Raw genomic sequence first — 18,072 nt, 5'->3', positions numbered from 1 at the left:
TAGATAGCTATACTATCCGTTATGGATAGCTAGACTATCCGCTATGGGTGACGTAGGCAAGGGGTAGGAACACAACGGAGGTAAGAGTGCGAATCTCGGAGTTGAGTGAACGCAGCGGCATCGCGGTGGCCACCATCAAGTACTACCTGCGCGAGGGACTACTGCCCCCGGGTGAACGCAGCAGCCCCAATCAGGCCAGCTACGGCGAAGACCACCTGCGTCGACTGCGCCTGATCCGCGCGCTGATCGAGGTGGGCGGGATACCGGTCGCCACCGTCTCCGATGTCCTCGCCGCGATCGACTCCCCCGAGATGCCCCTGTTCCACGTGCTCGGGGTGACGCAGGACAGTCTGGCCACACCCGTGCCCGCCGCCCACGACGCCGAATGGGACCGCGCGTTCGAGGCCGTGCGCGCGGAGATGGACCGGCGCGGCTGGGACATGAAACCCAGTCCACAGGCCATCGACACGCTCACCGGAGTGATCGTTCGACTCGCCCAACTCGGCTACCGGGACTGGGCAACCACCACCCTGCCCACCTATTTCGACAGCACCCGCGCGGTCGCGGAGAACGACGTGGCGTCGGCCCTGTCCGCGGGCGGACGCGACGACATCATCGACGCGGTCGTCGTACTCACCGTCCTCGGCGACACCGCACTGGCCGCCATCCGCCGTATCGCCCAGGCCCAGGTCTCCCTGGAACGCCTGAAGAACCAGGAAACCCCCTGAGAAAACCTCAGGGGGTCAACTGATCTCGCCGAAATACGCGGGAAGACGGGCAGTCAGAGCAGACGTGACAGGAAAGCCTGCGTCCGCTCCTGTTGTGGATTGGCCAGCAGTTCACGCGGCGGACCCGACTCCACGACCACACCGGCATCCATGAACACCAGTTCGTCGGCGACCTCGCGGGCGAAGCCCATCTCGTGGGTCACCACCAGCATGGTCATGCCCGAATCGGCCAGCTCCCGCATCACGGCGAGCACCTCACCGACCAGCTCGGGGTCCAGTGCCGAGGTCGGCTCGTCGAACAGCATCAGCTTGGGATCCATCGCCAGCGCTCGCGCGATGGCGACGCGCTGCTGCTGACCACCGGACAACTGCGCGGGGTAGGCGTTGCGCTTGGCGGAGAGCCCGACCCGCTCGAGCAGGTCCTCGGCCCTGGCGATCGCCTCGGATTTGCGGATCCCGCGCACCTGGATGGGCGCCTCGATCACGTTCTCCAGCGCCGTACGGTGCGGGAACAGGTTGAAATGCTGGAACACCATGCCGATATCGCGACGCTGCACGGCGGCATCGCGCTCGTGCATCTCGTAGAGCTTGCCGTTCTTCTCCCGGTAGCCCACGAGATCGCCGTCGACATAGAGCCTGCCCGCGTTCACCTGCTCGAGGTGATTGATGCACCGCAGGAACGTCGACTTGCCCGAGCCGGACGGCCCGACCAGGGTGAGCACCTTGCCGCGCTGCACCTCGAGCGAGATGCCCTTGAGCACCTGCAGCGCGCCGAAGTTCTTGCACACCCGGTCGGCCAGCACCATCGGCGGGACTGCCACTTGTGGTTCGGTCATTTCGCCTTCACCGCCGCCTGCGCCGTGGCCAGTTCCTGGAGCTGCTTGGCCGTCAGCTGCCGGGTGGCACCGCGCGAGTAATAGCGTTCCAAGTAGTACTGACCGACCATGAGGATGCTGGTGATCGCCAGGTACCAGGTGGCACAGACGAGCAGCAGCGGGATCGGCTGGAAGTTCACGCCGTAGATGTCACGGGCGCGGCCGAACAGGTCGGTACTCAAGGGAATCGCGGTGACCAGCGAGGTCGTCTTGAGCATGCCGATCAGCTCGTTGCCGGTGGGCGGGATGATCACCCGCATGGCCTGCGGCAGCACCGTGCGGCGCATGGTCTGTGTCCACGACATACCCAGCGCCACCGACGCTTCGCGCTGACCCTCACCGACGGAGTTGATGCCCGCGCGCACGATCTCGGCCATGTACGCGGCCTCGTTGAGTCCGAGGCCGATCACCGCGAACAGGAACGCGGCCTGCAGGTTCTGCACATCGACGTGGAAGAACTGCGGACCGAACGGCACGCCGAGATCGATCTGCTTGTACAGCGAGGGCACCAGACCCCAGAACACCAACTGCACGAACACCGGAGTGCCACGGAAGATCCACAGGTAGATCCACGCGGCCGTGCGCAGCACCGGGTTCGGCGACAGGCGCATCACCGCCAGCACCGTGCCCAGACCCACCGCGATCGCCATCGCGAGCACGGTGAGTTCCAGGGTGACGATCGCACCCTGGGTGATGCGGGTGTCGAACAGATACTTGCCGTAGGTATCCCACCGGTAGGCGGGATTGGTAGCAGCACCGTAGACGAACAATCCCACCAGGATCAGGATGATTGCCGCCGCGATCCAGCGGCCCGGCCTGCGCAGCGGGACCGCTTTGATCGGTTCGGGTTCGGTGCCCGGTCCGGGCACCTCCACCGTGTCTTTCTCGTCGGTCACGTCAGCTCACTGCGCCGTTGATCACCGAGGTCTTGATCTGACCGTCCTGCACACCCCAGTTGGTGGTGATCTCGCCGTACTTGCCGTTGTCGATCAGGTGCTGCAGCGCCTTCTGCAACGACACCGCCAGCGGCGAGGTCTTCTGCACGGCCCAGCCGTAGGGCGCGGAGTCGAACAGCGGGCCCGCCGCCTCGATCTTGCCTTCGCTCTGCTTGATCGCGTACGCGGTCACCGGGGAATCGGCCGACATCGCGTCGACCTGGCCGAGCATCAATGCGTTGGTCGCGGCGCTCTGCTCGTCGAATGCCTTCATATCGATAGCGGGCTTACCCTCGGCGACACACTTGGCGCTCTTGGCGGGAATCTCGTCGGTGTGCTCGACCGTAGTGGCCTGTACGGCGACTTTCAGGCCGCACGCATTGTTCGGATCGATCGTTTTACCGGTTTGCTGGGCCCACTGGATGCCCGCGGAGAAATAGGTCGTGAAATCGACCTGCTGCTCACGTTCGCGCGAATCGGTGATCGAGGACATACCCACGTCGTAGGTCCCTGCCTGAATGGCGGGAATGATCTTCTCGAACGAGGATTCGACATAGTCGACCTTCAGTCCGAGGGTGCTCGCGACGGCGTCGAGGAGGTCCACATCGAAGCCGACGATCTTGCCGCTCGCGTCCTTGTACTCATTGGGCTGGTACGGCACGTTCACGCCGACGACCAACTTGCCTGCTTGCTTCACTTTGTCGGGGACCGCCGCGGCGAGCGCGTCGACCTTCTCCGCCGACACCTTGTCCACCGAGGCGCCGTCGCCCTCGGTGTTCTCGGCGCAGCCGGTCAACAACAAGGCACCGCCGGCGACGGTACACAGCAGCCGCACGGCGCCACGGCCGAGGACAGTTCGAACAGACAAAGGAGCCTCCACATTTCACGTCGACGCCGGCCACGTGTCAGCGCCTGTTTGGCAATGTATGCGAACCGGACACAGCGTGGTGCGACAGTAACCGAAGATTAATCAGCCGATGTGAAAGGGGTCCCTTCACCTCCGGTGCACACGGGCACTGACCTGTTCGGTGAATTCGCTGGTGGAAGCCAGTCCGCCGAGATCCGCGGTCGCGATTCCGGCCGCGAACGTCGCCGCCACGGCACGGGTAATCCGATCGGCGGCATCATGGAGAAAACGATTGTCGTCACGAACTGCCAACCAGCGCAACAGCATTGCCGCCGACAATTGCAGCGCGGCGGGATTGGCCCGATTATGTCCGGCCAGACCCGGCGCCGCGCCGTGCACGGCCTGTGCCATCGCGCGCGTGTCGGAGCAGTTGAGCGAGGCGGCCATACCGAGGGAACCGCTGAGCTCACCGGCCAGATCGGAGAGGATGTCGCCGAACAGGTTCTCGGTGACGATCACGTCGTACTCGGCGGGTGAGCGCACCAGGTGCGCCGCCATCGCGTCGACGTGTTCGTCGTCGACGGTCACGTCCGGATACTGCTCGGCCACCGCGTAGCAGACGTCACGGAACAGGCCGGTCGTCATCGGCAGCACATTGGCCTTGTGTACCACGGTGACCCGCTTGCGCCGACCCCGCGCCAGGCGCAGCGCCTGATGCGCGATCCGCTCGCACGCCTGGCGCGTGATCACCGCGACCGCCATCGCCACGTCCTCGGTGGGACGGAACTCCCCCGAGCCCGCGAACATGTTGCGATCCGCGTAGAAGCCCTCGCTGTTCTCCCGAACGATCACCAGATCGAAATCGGGCGCCATCGCGCGCACCCCGGTGAACGCGACGGCGGGGCGGATGTTCGCGTAGAGCCCTAGGCGTTTGCGGATGACGCCACCCGGCGCCACCCGCATGTCCGACGGGTAGGAGGCGTTGTCGTGGGGGCCCAGGATCCAGGCGTCGAGATCCTCGAGGGCGGTCAGCGTCTGTTCCGGCAGCGGGTTGCCGTAGGCGGCGATCGCGTCGTGCCCGATCACCAGCGGAACCCACTGCACCGGGGCGAGCCCGGCCGCGCCGATCGCCTCATCGACGACCGCTCGGGTCGCGGCTACCACCTCGGGGCCGATTCCGTCGCCGTCGATCACTCCGAGTCGCAGGCTCGCCTTCGTCGCGTTCACTCCGCTATCTTCGCGCGCACCCGCCCGGCGGTGACCACGCGGGCCGTGCTGACACGCGGCCTGGACCGAATTTCTGGCCGTTGTAGTGCGGATTCACTGCCCGACCGGGCCGTGACGGCCGGAGCCTCGCGCGATCGGGGGAAGATAGTAGGACGCCGCGGCGTTACAGCCGAGGACACCGACAAGGAGAGGACGTCATGGCCACCCAGACGCTGACCCAGCAGAACTTCGACGAAGTCATCACCGGAAACGACGTGGTCCTCGTCGATTTCTGGGCTTCCTGGTGCGGTCCGTGCCGCAGTTTCGCGCCGACCTACGAGACCTCGTCGGAAAAGCACACCGACGTCGTCTACGGCAAGGTCGATACCGAGGCCGAGCAGGGACTCGCCGCTGCCGCCAACATCCAGTCGATCCCGACCATCATGGCCTTCCGCGAGGGCGTGCTCGTCTTCGCCCAGCCCGGCGCGTTGCCGCCTGCCGCGCTCGAGGATCTGGTGACCCAGATCAAGGACCTGGACATGGACGAGGTGCGCAAGCAGATCGCCGAGCAGCAGGAGTCCTCCCCCGCCGAGTAGTTCGGCGCCGCGTCTTTCGCGCGCAACGCCAAGGGCCCGTTCACCTTTCGCGGTGAACGGGCCCTTGGATGTTCGGGTGGTGTCAGCCCGCGAGCAGGTTGACGCCGGCGATCATGGCGCGCACGGTCGATTCCGCGCTGTCGGCGGCTGTCGCCACCGCCCAGCCACGCCTGCCGTTGATCTCGCAGTGCATGAACGTGGCGATGCCGTCGGTGGTCGGGCGCTGATGGAAGCGCAGGATCTCGAGGGGGTAGCCCTCGTCGTAGAGCGCGGAGGTCATCGCGGCAACGGGGCTGCCGGTGGCGATGACGGTGCGGAGGTGGTCGCCGAATTCCAGGGTGGCGGTGAAATCCGTTCCGGAACAAGACCATTCGCGAAGCGCGATGGATCCGTCGGCACGGGTGTACCGGTCGAGGAAGGCGGCGGGGTCGAGGTCGGTGAGCTCGGCGCGCAGGCCCTTGGGGGCGGCGTCGAACAGGGCATGGTCCAGTGTCAGCGTCATTGCAGGTGAGGTCTTCCCGAAGATGTCTTCGTTGGCAGGATGGGACCAGCAGAACGATGAAAAACAGCCCGCAGCGTAGGGGCTGGTCCGAATCAGACCCCGCTACGGCGGATTACTACGGGAAGAATTCGCCGTGAAGCTACCTGCGCGGTCTGCGCAGCAGCGACCGCGAGGTCGCGGTCAGCGACTAGCAGCGCGGCACAGCGGGCGGGATTCGGCACGCAGTCGAGGATAGGGCGATCGCTTCGAATCCGCAACCTGGTTCACCGCCCGGAGTGTCTACCGGTGAGTACCATCACCGCAGCTCAGCATCGGTAACATCGCCCCCGGCTACGGCGATGGGTACCGTATCGGGTATGGGGCTGCTCATGGCGATGACGATTCCCGGGCTCGCGTGTCTGCTGATCCTGTTGGCGTTCGTCGAGGTGGCGATCAACCGGGTCGCCGGGACACGTTTTCTGCCGTGGACGCGCAAGCGTGGCGGCACGGTCGCGTCGGCCACCGGATTCGAACATCTCACCGCGATGTTCCAGGGGTCCAAGCACCACGAGTTCGAGCAGCGCCAGAGCACGCTCATGCATCGGGAGAACCCGTCGGAGGGTGCGCCGCCGCGAGATCGGGTGGATCTGGCCGGCGGGTCGGCATCGCTGGTCGCCCGCGAGCGCTGACGCCGTTCGTAGCGCACGTTGCAGACGAAAGCCTCAGCGCGCCCTAGGTTTTCGACGACACCGCCGCCGCTGCTCGATCAGCGCCCCGGCAGGGGCTCGACCGAGGCGAGAGCCCGCGCCGAACCGTTGACATCGACCTGCACGCGCAGGCTGTCGGGCTGCGAGCTCGTCCGCAACACCACCTTGTCGCCCATCATCACCGGACCGACGTGTTCGACGATCGCCCGGTACGGCAACCGGTGGCGGTCCGGGTGCGCCGCGAGCGCCTCCTCGACCGCTTCCCAGTAGACGGCGTTGTTGACGTGGCCGAGCCGGTCGACATCGGTGACGCGCAGCGGGAACGGCACCGACTCCACGTGTGGGTCGTCGAGTTCGGTGAGGGCAGCCTTCCAGCGGAGGCGGTGCTCGGTGGTGCTGGCCAGCATCGGCGCCATGAACGCCTCGCTCATCCGGGCGGGCCGACCGGCGACAGGGTCGATGTGGATCAGGAAGGCCGCGGCCTCGATGTGCCCACTCTTCTCCCCGCGCAGCTGAATTCGCATGTCGCACCAGCGATTCGAGAGCGCATCGGCCCAGCGGCGTAGCTGCACGCGGTCGCCGAACACGATCGGCTCGTACACGTCGATGACGGTGCGTCGCACGATCCACGCCTGATGGGTGTGGCCGTCCTCGACGGCATCGAGGTGGTCGAACCCGATGTCCTGCAGGTACCGTGCCACCGCGTCGAGCCGCAACCGGTCGTCGCCGTCGGTATCACCCAACCGCACCGGCCATGACATCGCGAAGGCCTGCTCGATATCGGGGCAGTCGGGCAGCGGGGTCGCGATGACGTCAGCAGTCATAGGGCCGATGCTGCCACAGTTGGCCACGCCCGCCCCGATCCGACGGACCCGGGCACGAACCGGCCGCGGTCGGCCCGAGCCCGGTCCCCGTACGACGTGGCGAGCCTCTCAGCGGCCCACCGACCGAAAGCATTGAATCGCAGAACTTTTCGTCCGTAAGGTCGGTGCGAAGCCCCCGGAAAGGACGGATGCGATGCTGATCGACTTCACACCGGACACAGCGCTCTATCCCTTCGAGTCCCGCTGGTTCGATTCCTCCGCCGGCCGGGTGCACTACATCGATGAGGGCTCCGGGATCCCGATCCTGTTCTGCCACGGCAGCCCCACGTGGAGCTTTCTCTATCGCAAGATCATCATGCGACTGGGTGACCGGTTTCGTTGCGTAGCAGTCGATTACCCGGGCTTCGGCCTGTCCGAGCGGCCACCGGGCTACGGCTACACCATCGCCGAACACTCCACTGTCGTCGGCGAGCTCGTCGACCGTCTCGGACTCGACCGGTTCGTGATCATGGGCCAGGACTGGGGCGGGCCGATCGGTACCGCGGTGGGCGCCGACCGCGCCGACCGGGTTCGCGGGCTGGTACTCGGCAACACCCTGTTGTGGCCGACGGATACCTGGCCGCAGAAGGCATTCAGCCGGGTCATGGGCAGCGCGCCTATGCAGCGGCGGATCTTGCGTGACAACCTGCTCGTCGAGCGTTTTCTGCTGCGTGAGCTGCGCAACACCATCAGTGACGCCGAGGCCGAGCACTATCGCGCGGTGCAGCCCTCGCCGGAAGCCAGGCAGGGCATCGCCGCGATGCCCGGACAGATCCTGGCTGCCCGCCCCTTTCTCGAGCAGCTGGCCACCGACGTGCCCGCCCGACTCGCGGCCACCCCGACGCTACTGATCTGGGGCATGAAGGACATGGCTTTCCGCCCTGCGTCGTTCCTGCCACGGATGCGCGCCACGTTCACCGATCACCAGGTCGTCGAGTTGCCCGACGCCGGACACTTCGTCCCCGAACACGAGCCCGGCACGATCGCCGAAGCTATCGTCCAGCGTTTTCGCTAGCGCCGCCTGGACAGTGCGCCGGTTCCAGTCGTCGAGACCGAGCGAATCTCTGGCTAATAAAATGTGACCAGATCGTGAATCTCCCGCGCGTCGCCGCCTGGAACCGGCGATCGCACTGTAGCGTCGCCGCCGCTAGGCCAATTGTTACTGCGTGAAAGGAATTGTTCGACATGGCATTCGAAGTCACTGGGGCTATCGGCGATCACTACAACGAAGCCGGTGGCGCGTCCAGCCCGCTGGGTGAGCCGACCTCGGCAGAGCAGGACGCCCCCAACGGTGGCAAGTTCCAGGAATTCACCGGCGGAGTCATCTACTTCAAGCTCCCGACCGGGGCCAAGACCGTGTACGGCGCCATCCGTCTGGCGTGGGAAGCCGAAGGCGGCGCGGGCGGCCGACTGGGCTACCCGACCACCGACGAGCAGGACATCGACGGCGGCAAGATCAGCCAGTTCGAGAACGGCTCGATCAGCTACTCGATCGCCGACGATGCGGTAACGGTCAACGCGTAATCAGCGTTGCCTGACGATGGGCACCTACCCGCGCGGGTAGGTGCCCATCGTGGCGTCTCGGCTGCCTCAGTGCGCGGCCGCGTCCCAGCTGCGGCCGGTGCCGACGGAGACGGTGAGCGGCACCGAGAGCTCGATCGCGGCCGACATCTGTTCGCGGGCAAGGGCTTCGAGCGCGTCGCGTTCGCCCTCGACCACCTCGAAGACGAGTTCGTCGTGGATCTGCAGGAGCATGCGCGAGCGCAGTCCGGCGTCGTGGATCGCGTTCTGCACGTTGATCATCGCGACCTTGATGATGTCGGCGGCGGTGCCCTGGATGGGAGCGTTGAGCGCCATCCGCTCGGCGGATTCGCGGCGCTGGCGGTTGCTGGAGTCCAGGTCGGGCAGGTAGCGGCGGCGACCGAACAGGGTTTGGGTGTAGCCGACCTTGCGGGCCTGATCGACGACGTCGGACAGGTAGTCGCGAATGCCGCCGAAGCGGTCGAAGTAGACGTCCATCTGCTCTTTGGCCTCGGTCGTGCTGATCTTGAGCTGGGCGCTCAGCCCGTAGGAACTGAGACCGTAGGCCAGGCCGTAGGACATGGCCTTGATCCGGCGGCGCAGCTCGGGGCTCACCTCCGCGATCGGGATGTCGAAGGCCTTCGATGCGACGAAGGTGTGCAGGTCCTCGCCGGAGTTGAACGCCTCGATCAGACCGGCGTCGCCGGACAGGTGCGCCATGATGCGCATCTCGATCTGGCTGTAGTCGGCGGTCATGAGTTCGGCGAAGCCGGGGCCGACCACGAACGTGTCGCGGATCTGGCGGCCGGTGTCGGTGCGGATCGGGATGTTCTGCAGGTTCGGCTCGGTCGAGGACAGGCGGCCGGTCGCGGCGATGGTCTGGTTGAACGTGGTGTGCACGCGGCCGTCGTCGGAGACCGACTTGAGCAGGCCGTCGACGGTCACCTTGAGCCGGGTCGCGTCGCGGTGGGCGAGCAGGTGCTCCAGGAACGCGTGGCCGGTCTTCTCGAACAGTGATTCCAGCGCGTCGGCGTCGGTGGTGTAGCCGGTCTTGGTGCGCTTGGTCTTCGGCATGTCGAGCTCGTCGAACAGCACCACCTGCAGCTGCTTGGGTGAGCCGAGGTTGATCTGCTTGCCGATCACGTCGTAGGCGGAGTTCGCCGCCTCGGTGACACGGTCGGCGAACTGCTGCTGGAGGTTTTCGAGCTGGGCGACGTCGACCGCGATGCCCGCTTCCTCGAGCTGACCGAGCACCCCGAGCAGCGGCAGCTCCATCTCCGTGAGCAGCGGGGTCGATTCGATCGCCTCGAGTTCGGTATCCAGGGCCACGGCCAGGTCGGCGACCGCGCGGGCGCGCAGCATCTCCTCGCGCGCGATATCGGCGGCGACGGTGTCCTCGTCGTCGAGCAGGGAGAGCTGGCCGGTGTCGCCGGTCTCGACGCGCAGTTCGCGCTTGAGGTAGCGCAGGGACAGGTCGTCGAGGTTGAAGCTGCGCTGGCCGGGGCGCACCAGGTAGGCGGACAGGGCGGTGTCGGTGGCGAGCCCGCCCAGGGTGAAGCCGCGCCCGCGCAGGGCGTGACCGGCGGACTTGGCCTCGTGCAGGGCCTTGAGCACCTCGGGGTCTGCCAGCCACGTCGCCAGCGCCGTCTCGTCCTCGGGGGTGAGCACGGTCAGATCGATGTAGCCACCCTCGCCGTCGGCGGCGGCGATGGCCAGCGCTCGCGCGTCGCCGTGCACCGGGGTGCCGGTCCCGACGATCGAGAGGCCGTGGCGCACACCGGCTTTCGCATGCTCGGCCAGCCAGTCGGCGACCGCGCCCTGATCGAGGGCGCCACCGCTGATCTCGAAACCCGATTCGGCTTCCGGCTCGGGGGAACCGAGGGTGTCGAAGAGCCGGTCGCGCAGGACCCGGAACTCGAGGTCGTCGAAGAGCTGGTGGATCTTGTCGCGGTCCCACGGAGCCTTGGCCAGCTGATCGGGGCTGTAGGGCAGCGGCACCTCGCGCACCATCTCGGTGAGCTGGCGATTGAGCACCACGCTGGACAGGTTCGCGCGCAGCGATTCGCCGACCTTGCCCTTCACCTGGTCGACCCGGTCGACCAGGGTGGCGAGGTCACCGTATTCGCGGATCCACTTGGCGGCGGTCTTCTCCCCCACCCCGGGAATGCCGGGCAGGTTGTCGCTCGGGTCGCCGCGCAGGGCCGCGTAGTCGGGGTACTGGGCGGGCGTGAGTCCGTACTTGGTCTCCACCTCGGCCGGGGTGAAGCGGGTGAGATCCGACACGCCCTTCTTCGGGTAGAGCACGGTGACGTCGTCGTTGACCAGCTGGATCGCGTCGCGGTCGCCGGTGACGATGAGGACCCGGAAGCCCTGGGTCATCGCCTGGGTGGTGAGGGTGGCGATCACATCGTCGGCCTCGTAGCCGTCGATGGCCATCACCGGGATGCCCATCGCGCCGAGCACGTCCTTGGTGAGTTCGACCTGCCCACGGAACTCGTCGGGGGTGGCGCTGCGATTGGCCTTGTACTCGGGGTACGCCTCGGTGCGGAACGTCTTGCGCGACACGTCGAACGCCGCGGCGACATGGCTCGGCTTCTCGTCGCGCAGCAGATTGATCAGCATCGAGGTGAATCCGTACACCGCGTTGGTGGTCTGACCCGTCACGGTCTTGAAGTTCTCCGCCGGTAGCGCGAAGAACGCGCGATAGGCGATCGAGTGCCCGTCCAGGAGCAGCAGCGTAGGCCGCTCGCCATCGGGGGCAGTGGTCGTTGTCGATGCCTGCGCAGTCGTCGGTGAACTCACGCGCATGAGTCTAGGCACCCCCACCGACAGAACCGGCCCCGCATCGCCCGAGAGCGATGCGGGGCCGGACACTCGCCGAATCCCCGGTCAGTCGACGCCGAGGTAGGCCGACTTCACCGCGGAGTCGGTCAACAACGCCGCACCCGGGCCGGACTTGGTCACCTCACCGGTTTCCAGGATGTAGGCGCGATCGCTGCGGGTCAGAGCCTGTTGGGCGTTCTGTTCCACGAGCAACACGGTGGTGCCCTGGCGGTTGATCTCGCTGATGATCCGGAAGATCTGCTGGATCACCATGGGAGCCAGACCCATCGAGGGCTCGTCGAGCAGCAGCAGCTTGGGCCGGGCCATGAGGGCGCGCCCGATCGCGAGCATCTGCTGTTCGCCGCCCGACATCGTGCCGCCGACCTGCTTGCGGCGTTCGGCCAGGCGCGGAAACAGCTCGAAGACCCAGTCGAGGGTCTGCTGGTACTCGGTCTTCTTCTCGAAAGGTCTGCCGTAGCAGCCCATGTCGAGATTCTCCGCGACCGTCATGCCGGGGAACACCCCGCGACCTTCGGGCGCCTGGATCAGACCCTCGACCACCCGATCGTGGGCCTTCATCGTGGTGATGTCTCTGCCCTGGAACAGGATTCGACCCGAAGTGAGCGGCAGCAGACCCGACAGCGCCCGCATGGTGGTGGTCTTGCCCGCGCCGTTGGCACCGAGCAGGGTCACCAGTTCGCCCGGGGCGACCGAGAGCGAAATGCCGTGCAGCGCTTCGATCCGGCCGTAGTTCACGACCATGTCCTGCACCTCGAGCAGCGGCGCCACCGACTCGACAGCGGCTGGTGGCTCCTCCTCACGCTCGTGCGCCGACACGGTGACGGGCTCCGAAGGCGAGGTCACCCCCTCCGACGCGGCTGCCACGGAGCCCTCGCGCACCTCTTCGACGGTGTCCGCGTCGGGAACGCCGAGGTAGGCCGCGATCACCGCCGGGTCCTCGCGCACCTCGGTGGGCAGGCCGTCGGCGATCTTGCGCCCGAACTCCAGGACCACGATCCGGTCCGTCACGCCCATCACCAGGCGCATGTCGTGCTCGATGAGCAGCACGGTGTAGCCGTCGTCGCGGATCTTGCGGATCAGATCCATCAGCGCCGACTTCTCGCTGGGGTTGAAACCGGCAGCGGGCTCGTCGAGGCACAGCAATTTGGGCTCGGTGGCCAGCGCCCGCGCGATCTCGAGCCTGCGCTGGTCGCCGTAGGACAGGTTGCGGGCCTTCTCCACCGCGCGCGGTGCGATGCCGACGAACTCGAGCAACGCCATGCCGCGTTCGATGGCGTCGCGTTCCTCGCGCTTGAACTTCGGCGTACGGAACACCGCGCCGGGCACCGACGTGGTGTGGCGAGCGTCGGTGCCGACGACGACGTTCTCGAGCGCCGTCATCTCGCCGAACAACCGCACGTTCTGGAACGTGCGCGCGATACCCATGCGGGTGATCTCGTTGCGCTTGGTCTTGGCCAGTGGCTGACCGTCGAAGTGCACGCTGCCCGACGCCGGCTTGTAGACACCGGTGATCGCGTTGAAGCAGGTGGTCTTGCCCGCGCCGTTGGGGCCGATCAGGCCGAGGATCTCGCCGCGGCGGATCTCGAAACTGACCCCGTCGAGCGCGGTCAGACCGCCGAATTTGACGGTCAGACCGTCGGTACGCAGCAGCGGTTCGCCGACGGCGGTCTCGATCGCGCGATGCGGCGCGACCACCTCGGCGACCGTCTCGGCGTCGGCGAGTTCGGGCAGCACCGCGGTGACGTCGACCTCGCCCGCGGGCTCGACCTCGGGCGGCGGCCGGTAACCGGCCTTCATGTCTTCGTTGTCGTACAGCGCGTCTCCCGCGCCCGGCCCCGTCATTGCCCTGCTCCGATCGATTCGGCCGCCGGCTCGCGCACCGGTGTGCGCGTCACGGCCTGGTACACCTGTCTGCCGTAGGCGAGCAGCTTCTGCCGCACCGGGAACAAACCCTGTGGCCGCAGAATCATCATCACCACGAGCGCGATGCCGAAGTAGAGGTACTTCAGGTCACCGAGGTTCTGCGCGCCGCCCGGACGGAACAGCAACACACTGCCCAACAGCAGCAAACCGAGGACCACCCCGACGATCGCCACTCCGATCACCACCCGCCGGACCCACACGCCCAGCGACTCCTTCTTCCACCGCCACAGCAGCCACAGTCCGATCAGCAGCGCGACATCGAGGCCGAGCATCAGATAGCCGGTCGACTCGCTGGACACCAACTGCACCGACTGCAACCGCATCGGCAGGTAGGCGATGAGGAACGCGCCGACGATCACGCCGAGTTTGTTGCCCGAACCACCGAGCACCACCGCGCACAGGAACAGCATCGACAAGATGATGTCGAACTGTTTGGGGTTGACGTAGGTGACCTGACCGGCGTACATCGCGCCGGACAGTCCGCCGACCGAGGCCCCGATCACGAACGCCCACAGCTTGAACTTGAAGGTCGGCACGCCCATGATCTCGGCGGCGTCCTCGTCTTCGCGGATGGCGACCCAGGAGCGGCCGACCCGGCTGCGCTCGAGGTTGCCGATGATCAGCAGCACCACGATCACGAAGGCCATGCCGAGCCAGAACCACCAGGTGCCGTTGCTCGCCCGCTGGAAGGGATTCCAGCTGCTGGTGTCGCCGAGGTTGCCCGGGGAGAAGAAGCCGCCGGGGTGCGCCTCGGATTCGCCGACCGCGGGGTACGCGATCTTGGAGAGCCCGAGGCTGCCGTTGGTCAGCTCGGTCAGGTTGTCGGCCATCAGCCGGACGATCTCGCCGAAGCCCAGCGTCACGATCGCGAGGTAGTCACCGCGCAGGCGCAGCGTCGGCGCACCGAGGATCAGCCCGGCCAGCGCGGTCAGCGCGATCGCGATCGGCAGGCAGGCCACCCACGCCCAGCCGGGTTCCAGCCAGCCGCCGTCGGTTTGGTTCCACGGACTGTTCGGACTGGTGAGCAGGCCGACCGTATAGGCGCCGACGGCGTAGAAGCCGACGTAACCGAGGTCGAGCAGACCGGTCTGGCCAACCACCACGTTCAGGCCGATGGCGATCAGCGCGTACATGGCGAATTGCGCCATCACCCCGCCGAAGCTCACACCCGGAGTGTCGAGCAGCGGGGGCGGGAACAGCGGCATCAGCGCCAGCAAGGCGATGATCGGCACGCCGACGGCCCACTGGGCCGGACGCGAGAGCCCGTCCCACCAGACCCGGATAGCGTCGCCGACGCCACGTCGATCCTGGTGCGCGACAGGTGCTTTCGGGGTTTTCGTCAGGTCGGTCATGCGCGTGCCCTCCCCAGGCTCTCGCCGAGGATGCCGGTCGGCCGGAACATCAGCACGGTCACCAACAGGACGAACGCCACCACGTCACGCCATTCGGTACCGAACAGGATCTGTCCGTACTGCTCGGCGACGCCGAGGATCAACCCGCCCAGCAGCGCGCCACGCAGGTTGCCGATGCCACCGAGCACCGCGGCGCTGAAGGCCTTGATACCGAGGATGAAGCCGCCGGAGAAGATGATGCCGGTGGGGATGTAGAGCGTGTACAACATCGCGGCGGCGCCTGCCAGCAGCCCGCCGATGAGGAAGGTCAAGACGATGACCCGCTCACGCGAGACGCCCATCAGGGTGGCGGTGTCGGGGTCCTGGGCCACCGCGCGGATGGCGCGGCCGAATTTGGTTCTGTTGATGACGATCTCGGTGGTGACCGCGAGCACGATGGCCGCGGCGAAGATCACCAGCGCCACATTGGTGACCGGCGCGCCGAGGAAGGTGAACTGCACCTTCGGCTCCACGAGCCGGATACCGGTCTGGGCGTTGGACCCGCCGAGACCGGGCTTGATCTTGGGCAGGATGTAGTGGACGAACTCCTGGATCACGAACGACATACCGATCGCGGTGATCAGGAAGGCCAGCGGTTTCGCGCCCCGCCTGCGCAGCGGCCGGTAGGCAACCCGTTCGAGCCCCACCGCCGCGATGCCGGAGACGAGCATGCCGAACAGCATCGCCAGGCCAAGATACAGAACCGTCAGCCCGACACCCTGGGAATACACGTTGCCGCTGGGCGCGAAGCCGAGCAGTTCCAGTCCCACATAGGTGCCGAACATGCCGAGCATGAAGATCTCGGAGTGGGCGAAGTTGATCAATCGCAGCACGCCGTAGACCAGCGTGTAGCCGACAGCGACCAGAGCATAGATCGAGCCGTAGGTGAGGCCGTCCACGGTCAATCGCCAGAACTGGTCGATCACCCCGGAGACGTTGAAATCGATGGACCCCTCGGCTAACAGGGATACACCGAGCGAAGCCGCTGATGTCATGGTTACTCTCGCGTCAGGCGAGCGGTGCGCGTGGCATCTACAGCCACGCGCACCGCTGCGCACATCGTCTGAACTACTTGACCTGGTACATCCAGATCTGGATGTTGGCCAACTCGCCGGTCTCGCCCCACTTGTACTGGCGGGCGACACCGGTGCCGTCGTAGTTACGGACATAGTCGACGAGCTCGGCGCGGGTGACCTTGCCGGAATCGATTCCCTTGAGCAGGATCGTGGTCAGGTCGTAGCCCTCGACGGAGTAGACGCCGGGCGCCTGGCCGTTGAGCGCCTTGTAGTCGGCGGCGAACTTCTCCGGCGCGGGGCTGCACGGGCACGACAGCAGCGCGTCCTTGGACGAGGAACCGGCCTGCCGGACGAACTCGGGATCGTTGGTGCCGTCGGCGGAAACGAAGGCCGCGGTCACGCCACCGGAACGCAGCTGCTGCACGAACGGCGCCGCCTCGGCGTAGTAACCGGCGTAGAAGATGGCGTCGGGCTTGGCCGCGGACAGCTTCGAGACCGCTGCCGAGAAGTCCTTGTCACCTTCCTTGACGCTCGTCCCGCAGGAGGCGTCGGCCGCGGGACCCGCGGCGGTGATGAAGGCCTTCGCCAGACCGGCACCGTAGTCGGTGTTGTCCTGCACGACGCAGATCTTCTTGAAGCCCTTCTCGCCGGTCAGGTAGTTGGCCACGGCCGGACCCTGCGAGTCGTCGTTGCCGAGACCGCGGAAGAAGGTCTTCCACCCGTTCTGGGTGAGCGTGGGGTTGGTGGCCGACGCCGTCAGCGTGGGCATGCCTGCCTCGCTGAGGATCTGGCCGGTCGCCTTGGTCTCACCCGAGAAGGTCGGGCCGACCAGCGCCACGATGTTCGGGTCGGCGACGATCGTCGGAACCACCTGGCTCGCGATCTGCGGCTTGCCCTCGGTGTCGAACTGCTTCACCGACACCTGACAGTCCGGGTTGGCCTTGTTGTGCTGGTCGAGCGCGAGCTTCACGCCCATGATGATGTTGATGCCGAGGGCGGCGTTGCCGCCGGTCAGCGGGCCCGCCATGCCGAGGGTCAGCGGCGCGCACTTGGCCTTGCCGTCGCCTGCGGGGTCCGCGGCCGCACCGGCGTCGGTTGTCGCGACGGCCTTACCCTGGGTATCGAGCTGAACGACCGACTGGATGGAGAGATCGGTGTTGCCGCCACCGCCGCCATCGGACGACTTGTCACTGCATCCGGACAACACCAACGACGCGGCAGCTCCGATAACCAGAACTCCTCGCGTCGACCGACTGCGCCATGTCGAACTGAGCACGTCTCACCTCTATGTCCTGTGCTCCCCGGGTTCACCGAGGGGGCCGACCACGTTCAGCCCGCAGAGAACATATCGCCGCTTTGTTAGATCCGCATCACATTCGCATCATGTCGGACGCCTCTTGTCCAGCAATAGTTCACATTATTGTTTCGCTTGCGTAAACATTTCCTGCTTTCGGCCCGCGAGGCAGCGAGAGCCGAACCGTGTCACTGCGGGGTGAGGTTCTCCAGCACGACTTCGGCGACCGCCTTCATGGTGGTGCGGCGATCCATCGCGGTGCGCTGAATCCATTTGAACGCTTGCGGTTCCGACAGCCCCTGGGTCTGCATGAGCACGCCCTTGGCCCGCTCCACCAGTTTGCGCGTCTCCAAACGGTCCGACAGATTCGCTACTTCTGTTTCCAGCGCGGTGATTTCGTGAAAACGACTGGCCGCGAGTTCGATCGCGGGGACCAGATCGGATTTGGTGAACGGCTTGACCAGATAGGCCATCGCGCCGGCGTCCCGTGCTCGCTCGACCAGGTCGCGCTGACTGAACGCGGTCAGAATCACCACGGGCGCAACACGTTTCGACGCGATCTCGGCGGCGGCATCGATGCCGTCACGGCGCGGCATCTTCACGTCCATGATGACCAGATCGGGGCGCAGCTCCTCGGCGAGCTCGACGGCCTGCTGCCCGTCGCCCGCTTCGCCGACGACGTCGTAGCCCTCTTCCTTGAGCATCTCGACGAGATCCATCCGGATCAAGGCCTCATCCTCGGCGACGACGACCCGCTTGGCCGCGGCCTCACGCGTGGCGCCGGCTGCATTCGTGCTCATAGGTTCGACCCCTCTGGATTCTGATGCCTGTCGATCACACCACGA

At 66.4% G+C, this 18,072-nt stretch carries 17 protein-coding genes and 1 pseudogene; 5 read left to right on the top strand and 13 right to left on the bottom strand.

Features of this window, described 5'->3' with window-relative positions; all coding sequences use genetic code 11:
- The first annotated feature begins 86 nt into the window (after nucleotides 1–86).
- A complete protein-coding gene (locus QX204_RS08260) occupies nucleotides 87–728 on the top strand; it encodes a MerR family transcriptional regulator (protein ID WP_301905987.1) in 642 nt (213 codons plus the stop codon).
- A 53-nt stretch (nucleotides 729–781) separates the two neighbouring features.
- Here the strand turns inward: QX204_RS08260 and QX204_RS08255 are convergent, their stop codons facing one another.
- The 4 genes from QX204_RS08255 to QX204_RS08240 form a co-directional block, all read right to left on the bottom strand.
- Nucleotides 782–1,534, bottom strand: a complete 753-nt coding sequence (locus QX204_RS08255) for an amino acid ABC transporter ATP-binding protein (RefSeq protein ID WP_056824568.1) — start codon at nucleotides 1,532–1,534, stop codon at nucleotides 782–784.
- Between the two features lie 26 nt (nucleotides 1,535–1,560).
- Nucleotides 1,561–2,499: an amino acid ABC transporter permease gene (locus QX204_RS08250; RefSeq protein ID WP_301905986.1), complete on the bottom strand. Its 939-nt coding sequence runs from the start codon at nucleotides 2,497–2,499 to the stop codon at nucleotides 1,561–1,563.
- Nucleotide 2,500: 1 nt separating this feature from the next.
- Nucleotides 2,501–3,406 carry an ABC transporter substrate-binding protein gene (locus QX204_RS08245; protein ID WP_301905985.1) on the bottom strand — a complete coding sequence of 302 codons (906 nt, stop codon included), beginning with the start codon at nucleotides 3,404–3,406 and terminating at the stop codon, nucleotides 2,501–2,503.
- A gap of 126 nt (nucleotides 3,407–3,532) precedes the next feature.
- Complete coding sequence (locus QX204_RS08240) at nucleotides 3,533–4,612, bottom strand: isocitrate/isopropylmalate dehydrogenase family protein (RefSeq protein ID WP_301905984.1); 1,080 nt, start codon at nucleotides 4,610–4,612, stop codon at nucleotides 3,533–3,535.
- 197 nt (nucleotides 4,613–4,809) lie between these two features.
- Between QX204_RS08240 and trxA the strand changes: the two genes are divergently transcribed.
- Entirely contained in the window at nucleotides 4,810–5,187 is a 378-nt protein-coding gene (gene trxA, locus QX204_RS08235) for a thioredoxin (protein ID WP_056824580.1), read from the top strand.
- 82 nt (nucleotides 5,188–5,269) lie between these two features.
- Here the strand turns inward: trxA and QX204_RS08230 are convergent, their stop codons facing one another.
- Nucleotides 5,270–5,689 carry a 2-keto-3-deoxygluconate kinase gene (locus QX204_RS08230; RefSeq protein WP_301905983.1) on the bottom strand — a complete coding sequence of 140 codons (420 nt, stop codon included), beginning with the start codon at nucleotides 5,687–5,689 and terminating at the stop codon, nucleotides 5,270–5,272.
- A 356-nt stretch (nucleotides 5,690–6,045) separates the two neighbouring features.
- Here QX204_RS08230 and QX204_RS08225 point away from each other — a divergent pair, with 356 nt between their 5' ends.
- Complete coding sequence (locus QX204_RS08225) at nucleotides 6,046–6,357, top strand: DUF6191 domain-containing protein (RefSeq protein ID WP_301905982.1); 312 nt, start codon at nucleotides 6,046–6,048, stop codon at nucleotides 6,355–6,357.
- Between the two features lie 77 nt (nucleotides 6,358–6,434).
- Here QX204_RS08225 and QX204_RS08220 read toward each other — a convergent pair whose 3' ends face one another.
- Nucleotides 6,435–7,199 carry an acyl-[acyl-carrier-protein] thioesterase gene (locus tag QX204_RS08220; RefSeq protein ID WP_301905981.1) on the bottom strand — a complete coding sequence of 255 codons (765 nt, stop codon included), beginning with the start codon at nucleotides 7,197–7,199 and terminating at the stop codon, nucleotides 6,435–6,437.
- A 193-nt stretch (nucleotides 7,200–7,392) separates the two neighbouring features.
- Here QX204_RS08220 and QX204_RS08215 point away from each other — a divergent pair, with 193 nt between their 5' ends.
- Nucleotides 7,393–8,253, top strand: a complete 861-nt coding sequence (locus QX204_RS08215) for a haloalkane dehalogenase (RefSeq protein WP_301905980.1) — start codon at nucleotides 7,393–7,395, stop codon at nucleotides 8,251–8,253.
- Nucleotides 8,254–8,423: 170 nt separating this feature from the next.
- Nucleotides 8,424–8,762 (top strand): LGFP repeat-containing protein, encoded by a 339-nt coding sequence (locus QX204_RS08210; protein ID WP_056824593.1) that lies wholly within the window; start codon nucleotides 8,424–8,426, stop codon nucleotides 8,760–8,762.
- A gap of 66 nt (nucleotides 8,763–8,828) precedes the next feature.
- On the opposite strand, the gene polA is transcribed toward QX204_RS08210, so the two are convergent.
- From polA to QX204_RS08175, 7 genes and pseudogenes are all read right to left on the bottom strand, one after another.
- Nucleotides 8,829–11,567: a DNA polymerase I gene (polA, locus tag QX204_RS08205; RefSeq protein WP_301905979.1), complete on the bottom strand. Its 2,739-nt coding sequence runs from the start codon at nucleotides 11,565–11,567 to the stop codon at nucleotides 8,829–8,831.
- A gap of 81 nt (nucleotides 11,568–11,648) precedes the next feature.
- The gene (locus tag QX204_RS08200; RefSeq protein ID WP_255284566.1) at nucleotides 11,649–12,344 is read right to left on the bottom strand and encodes an ABC transporter ATP-binding protein; all 696 of its coding nucleotides are present in this window, start codon (nucleotides 12,342–12,344) and stop codon (nucleotides 11,649–11,651) included.
- Nucleotides 12,345–12,536: 192 nt separating this feature from the next.
- Nucleotides 12,537–13,400 (bottom strand): annotated as a pseudogene (locus QX204_RS08195) (ABC transporter ATP-binding protein); the annotation flags it as partial.
- A gap of 41 nt (nucleotides 13,401–13,441) precedes the next feature.
- Nucleotides 13,442–14,878 carry a branched-chain amino acid ABC transporter permease gene (locus QX204_RS08190; protein ID WP_301905978.1) on the bottom strand — a complete coding sequence of 479 codons (1,437 nt, stop codon included), beginning with the start codon at nucleotides 14,876–14,878 and terminating at the stop codon, nucleotides 13,442–13,444.
- A complete protein-coding gene (locus QX204_RS08185) occupies nucleotides 14,875–15,912 on the bottom strand; it encodes a branched-chain amino acid ABC transporter permease (protein WP_056824606.1) in 1,038 nt (345 codons plus the stop codon). Before QX204_RS08185 ends, QX204_RS08190 begins: the two co-directional genes overlap by 4 nt.
- Nucleotides 15,913–15,985: 73 nt before the next feature.
- A complete protein-coding gene (locus QX204_RS08180) occupies nucleotides 15,986–17,143 on the bottom strand; it encodes a branched-chain amino acid ABC transporter substrate-binding protein (RefSeq protein ID WP_301905976.1) in 1,158 nt (385 codons plus the stop codon).
- A 272-nt stretch (nucleotides 17,144–17,415) separates the two neighbouring features.
- Complete coding sequence (locus tag QX204_RS08175) at nucleotides 17,416–18,027, bottom strand: two-component system response regulator PdtaR (protein WP_056824610.1); 612 nt, start codon at nucleotides 18,025–18,027, stop codon at nucleotides 17,416–17,418.
- Nucleotides 18,028–18,072: the final 45 nt, after the last annotated feature.

The organism is Nocardia sp. PE-7 (assembly GCF_030486425.1).
GTDB classification, from domain to species: domain Bacteria; phylum Actinomycetota; class Actinomycetes; order Mycobacteriales; family Mycobacteriaceae; genus Nocardia; species Nocardia salmonicida_A.
The sequence above is the reverse complement of the archived record's forward strand: the minus strand, read 5'-3'. Positions and strand labels throughout refer to the sequence as shown.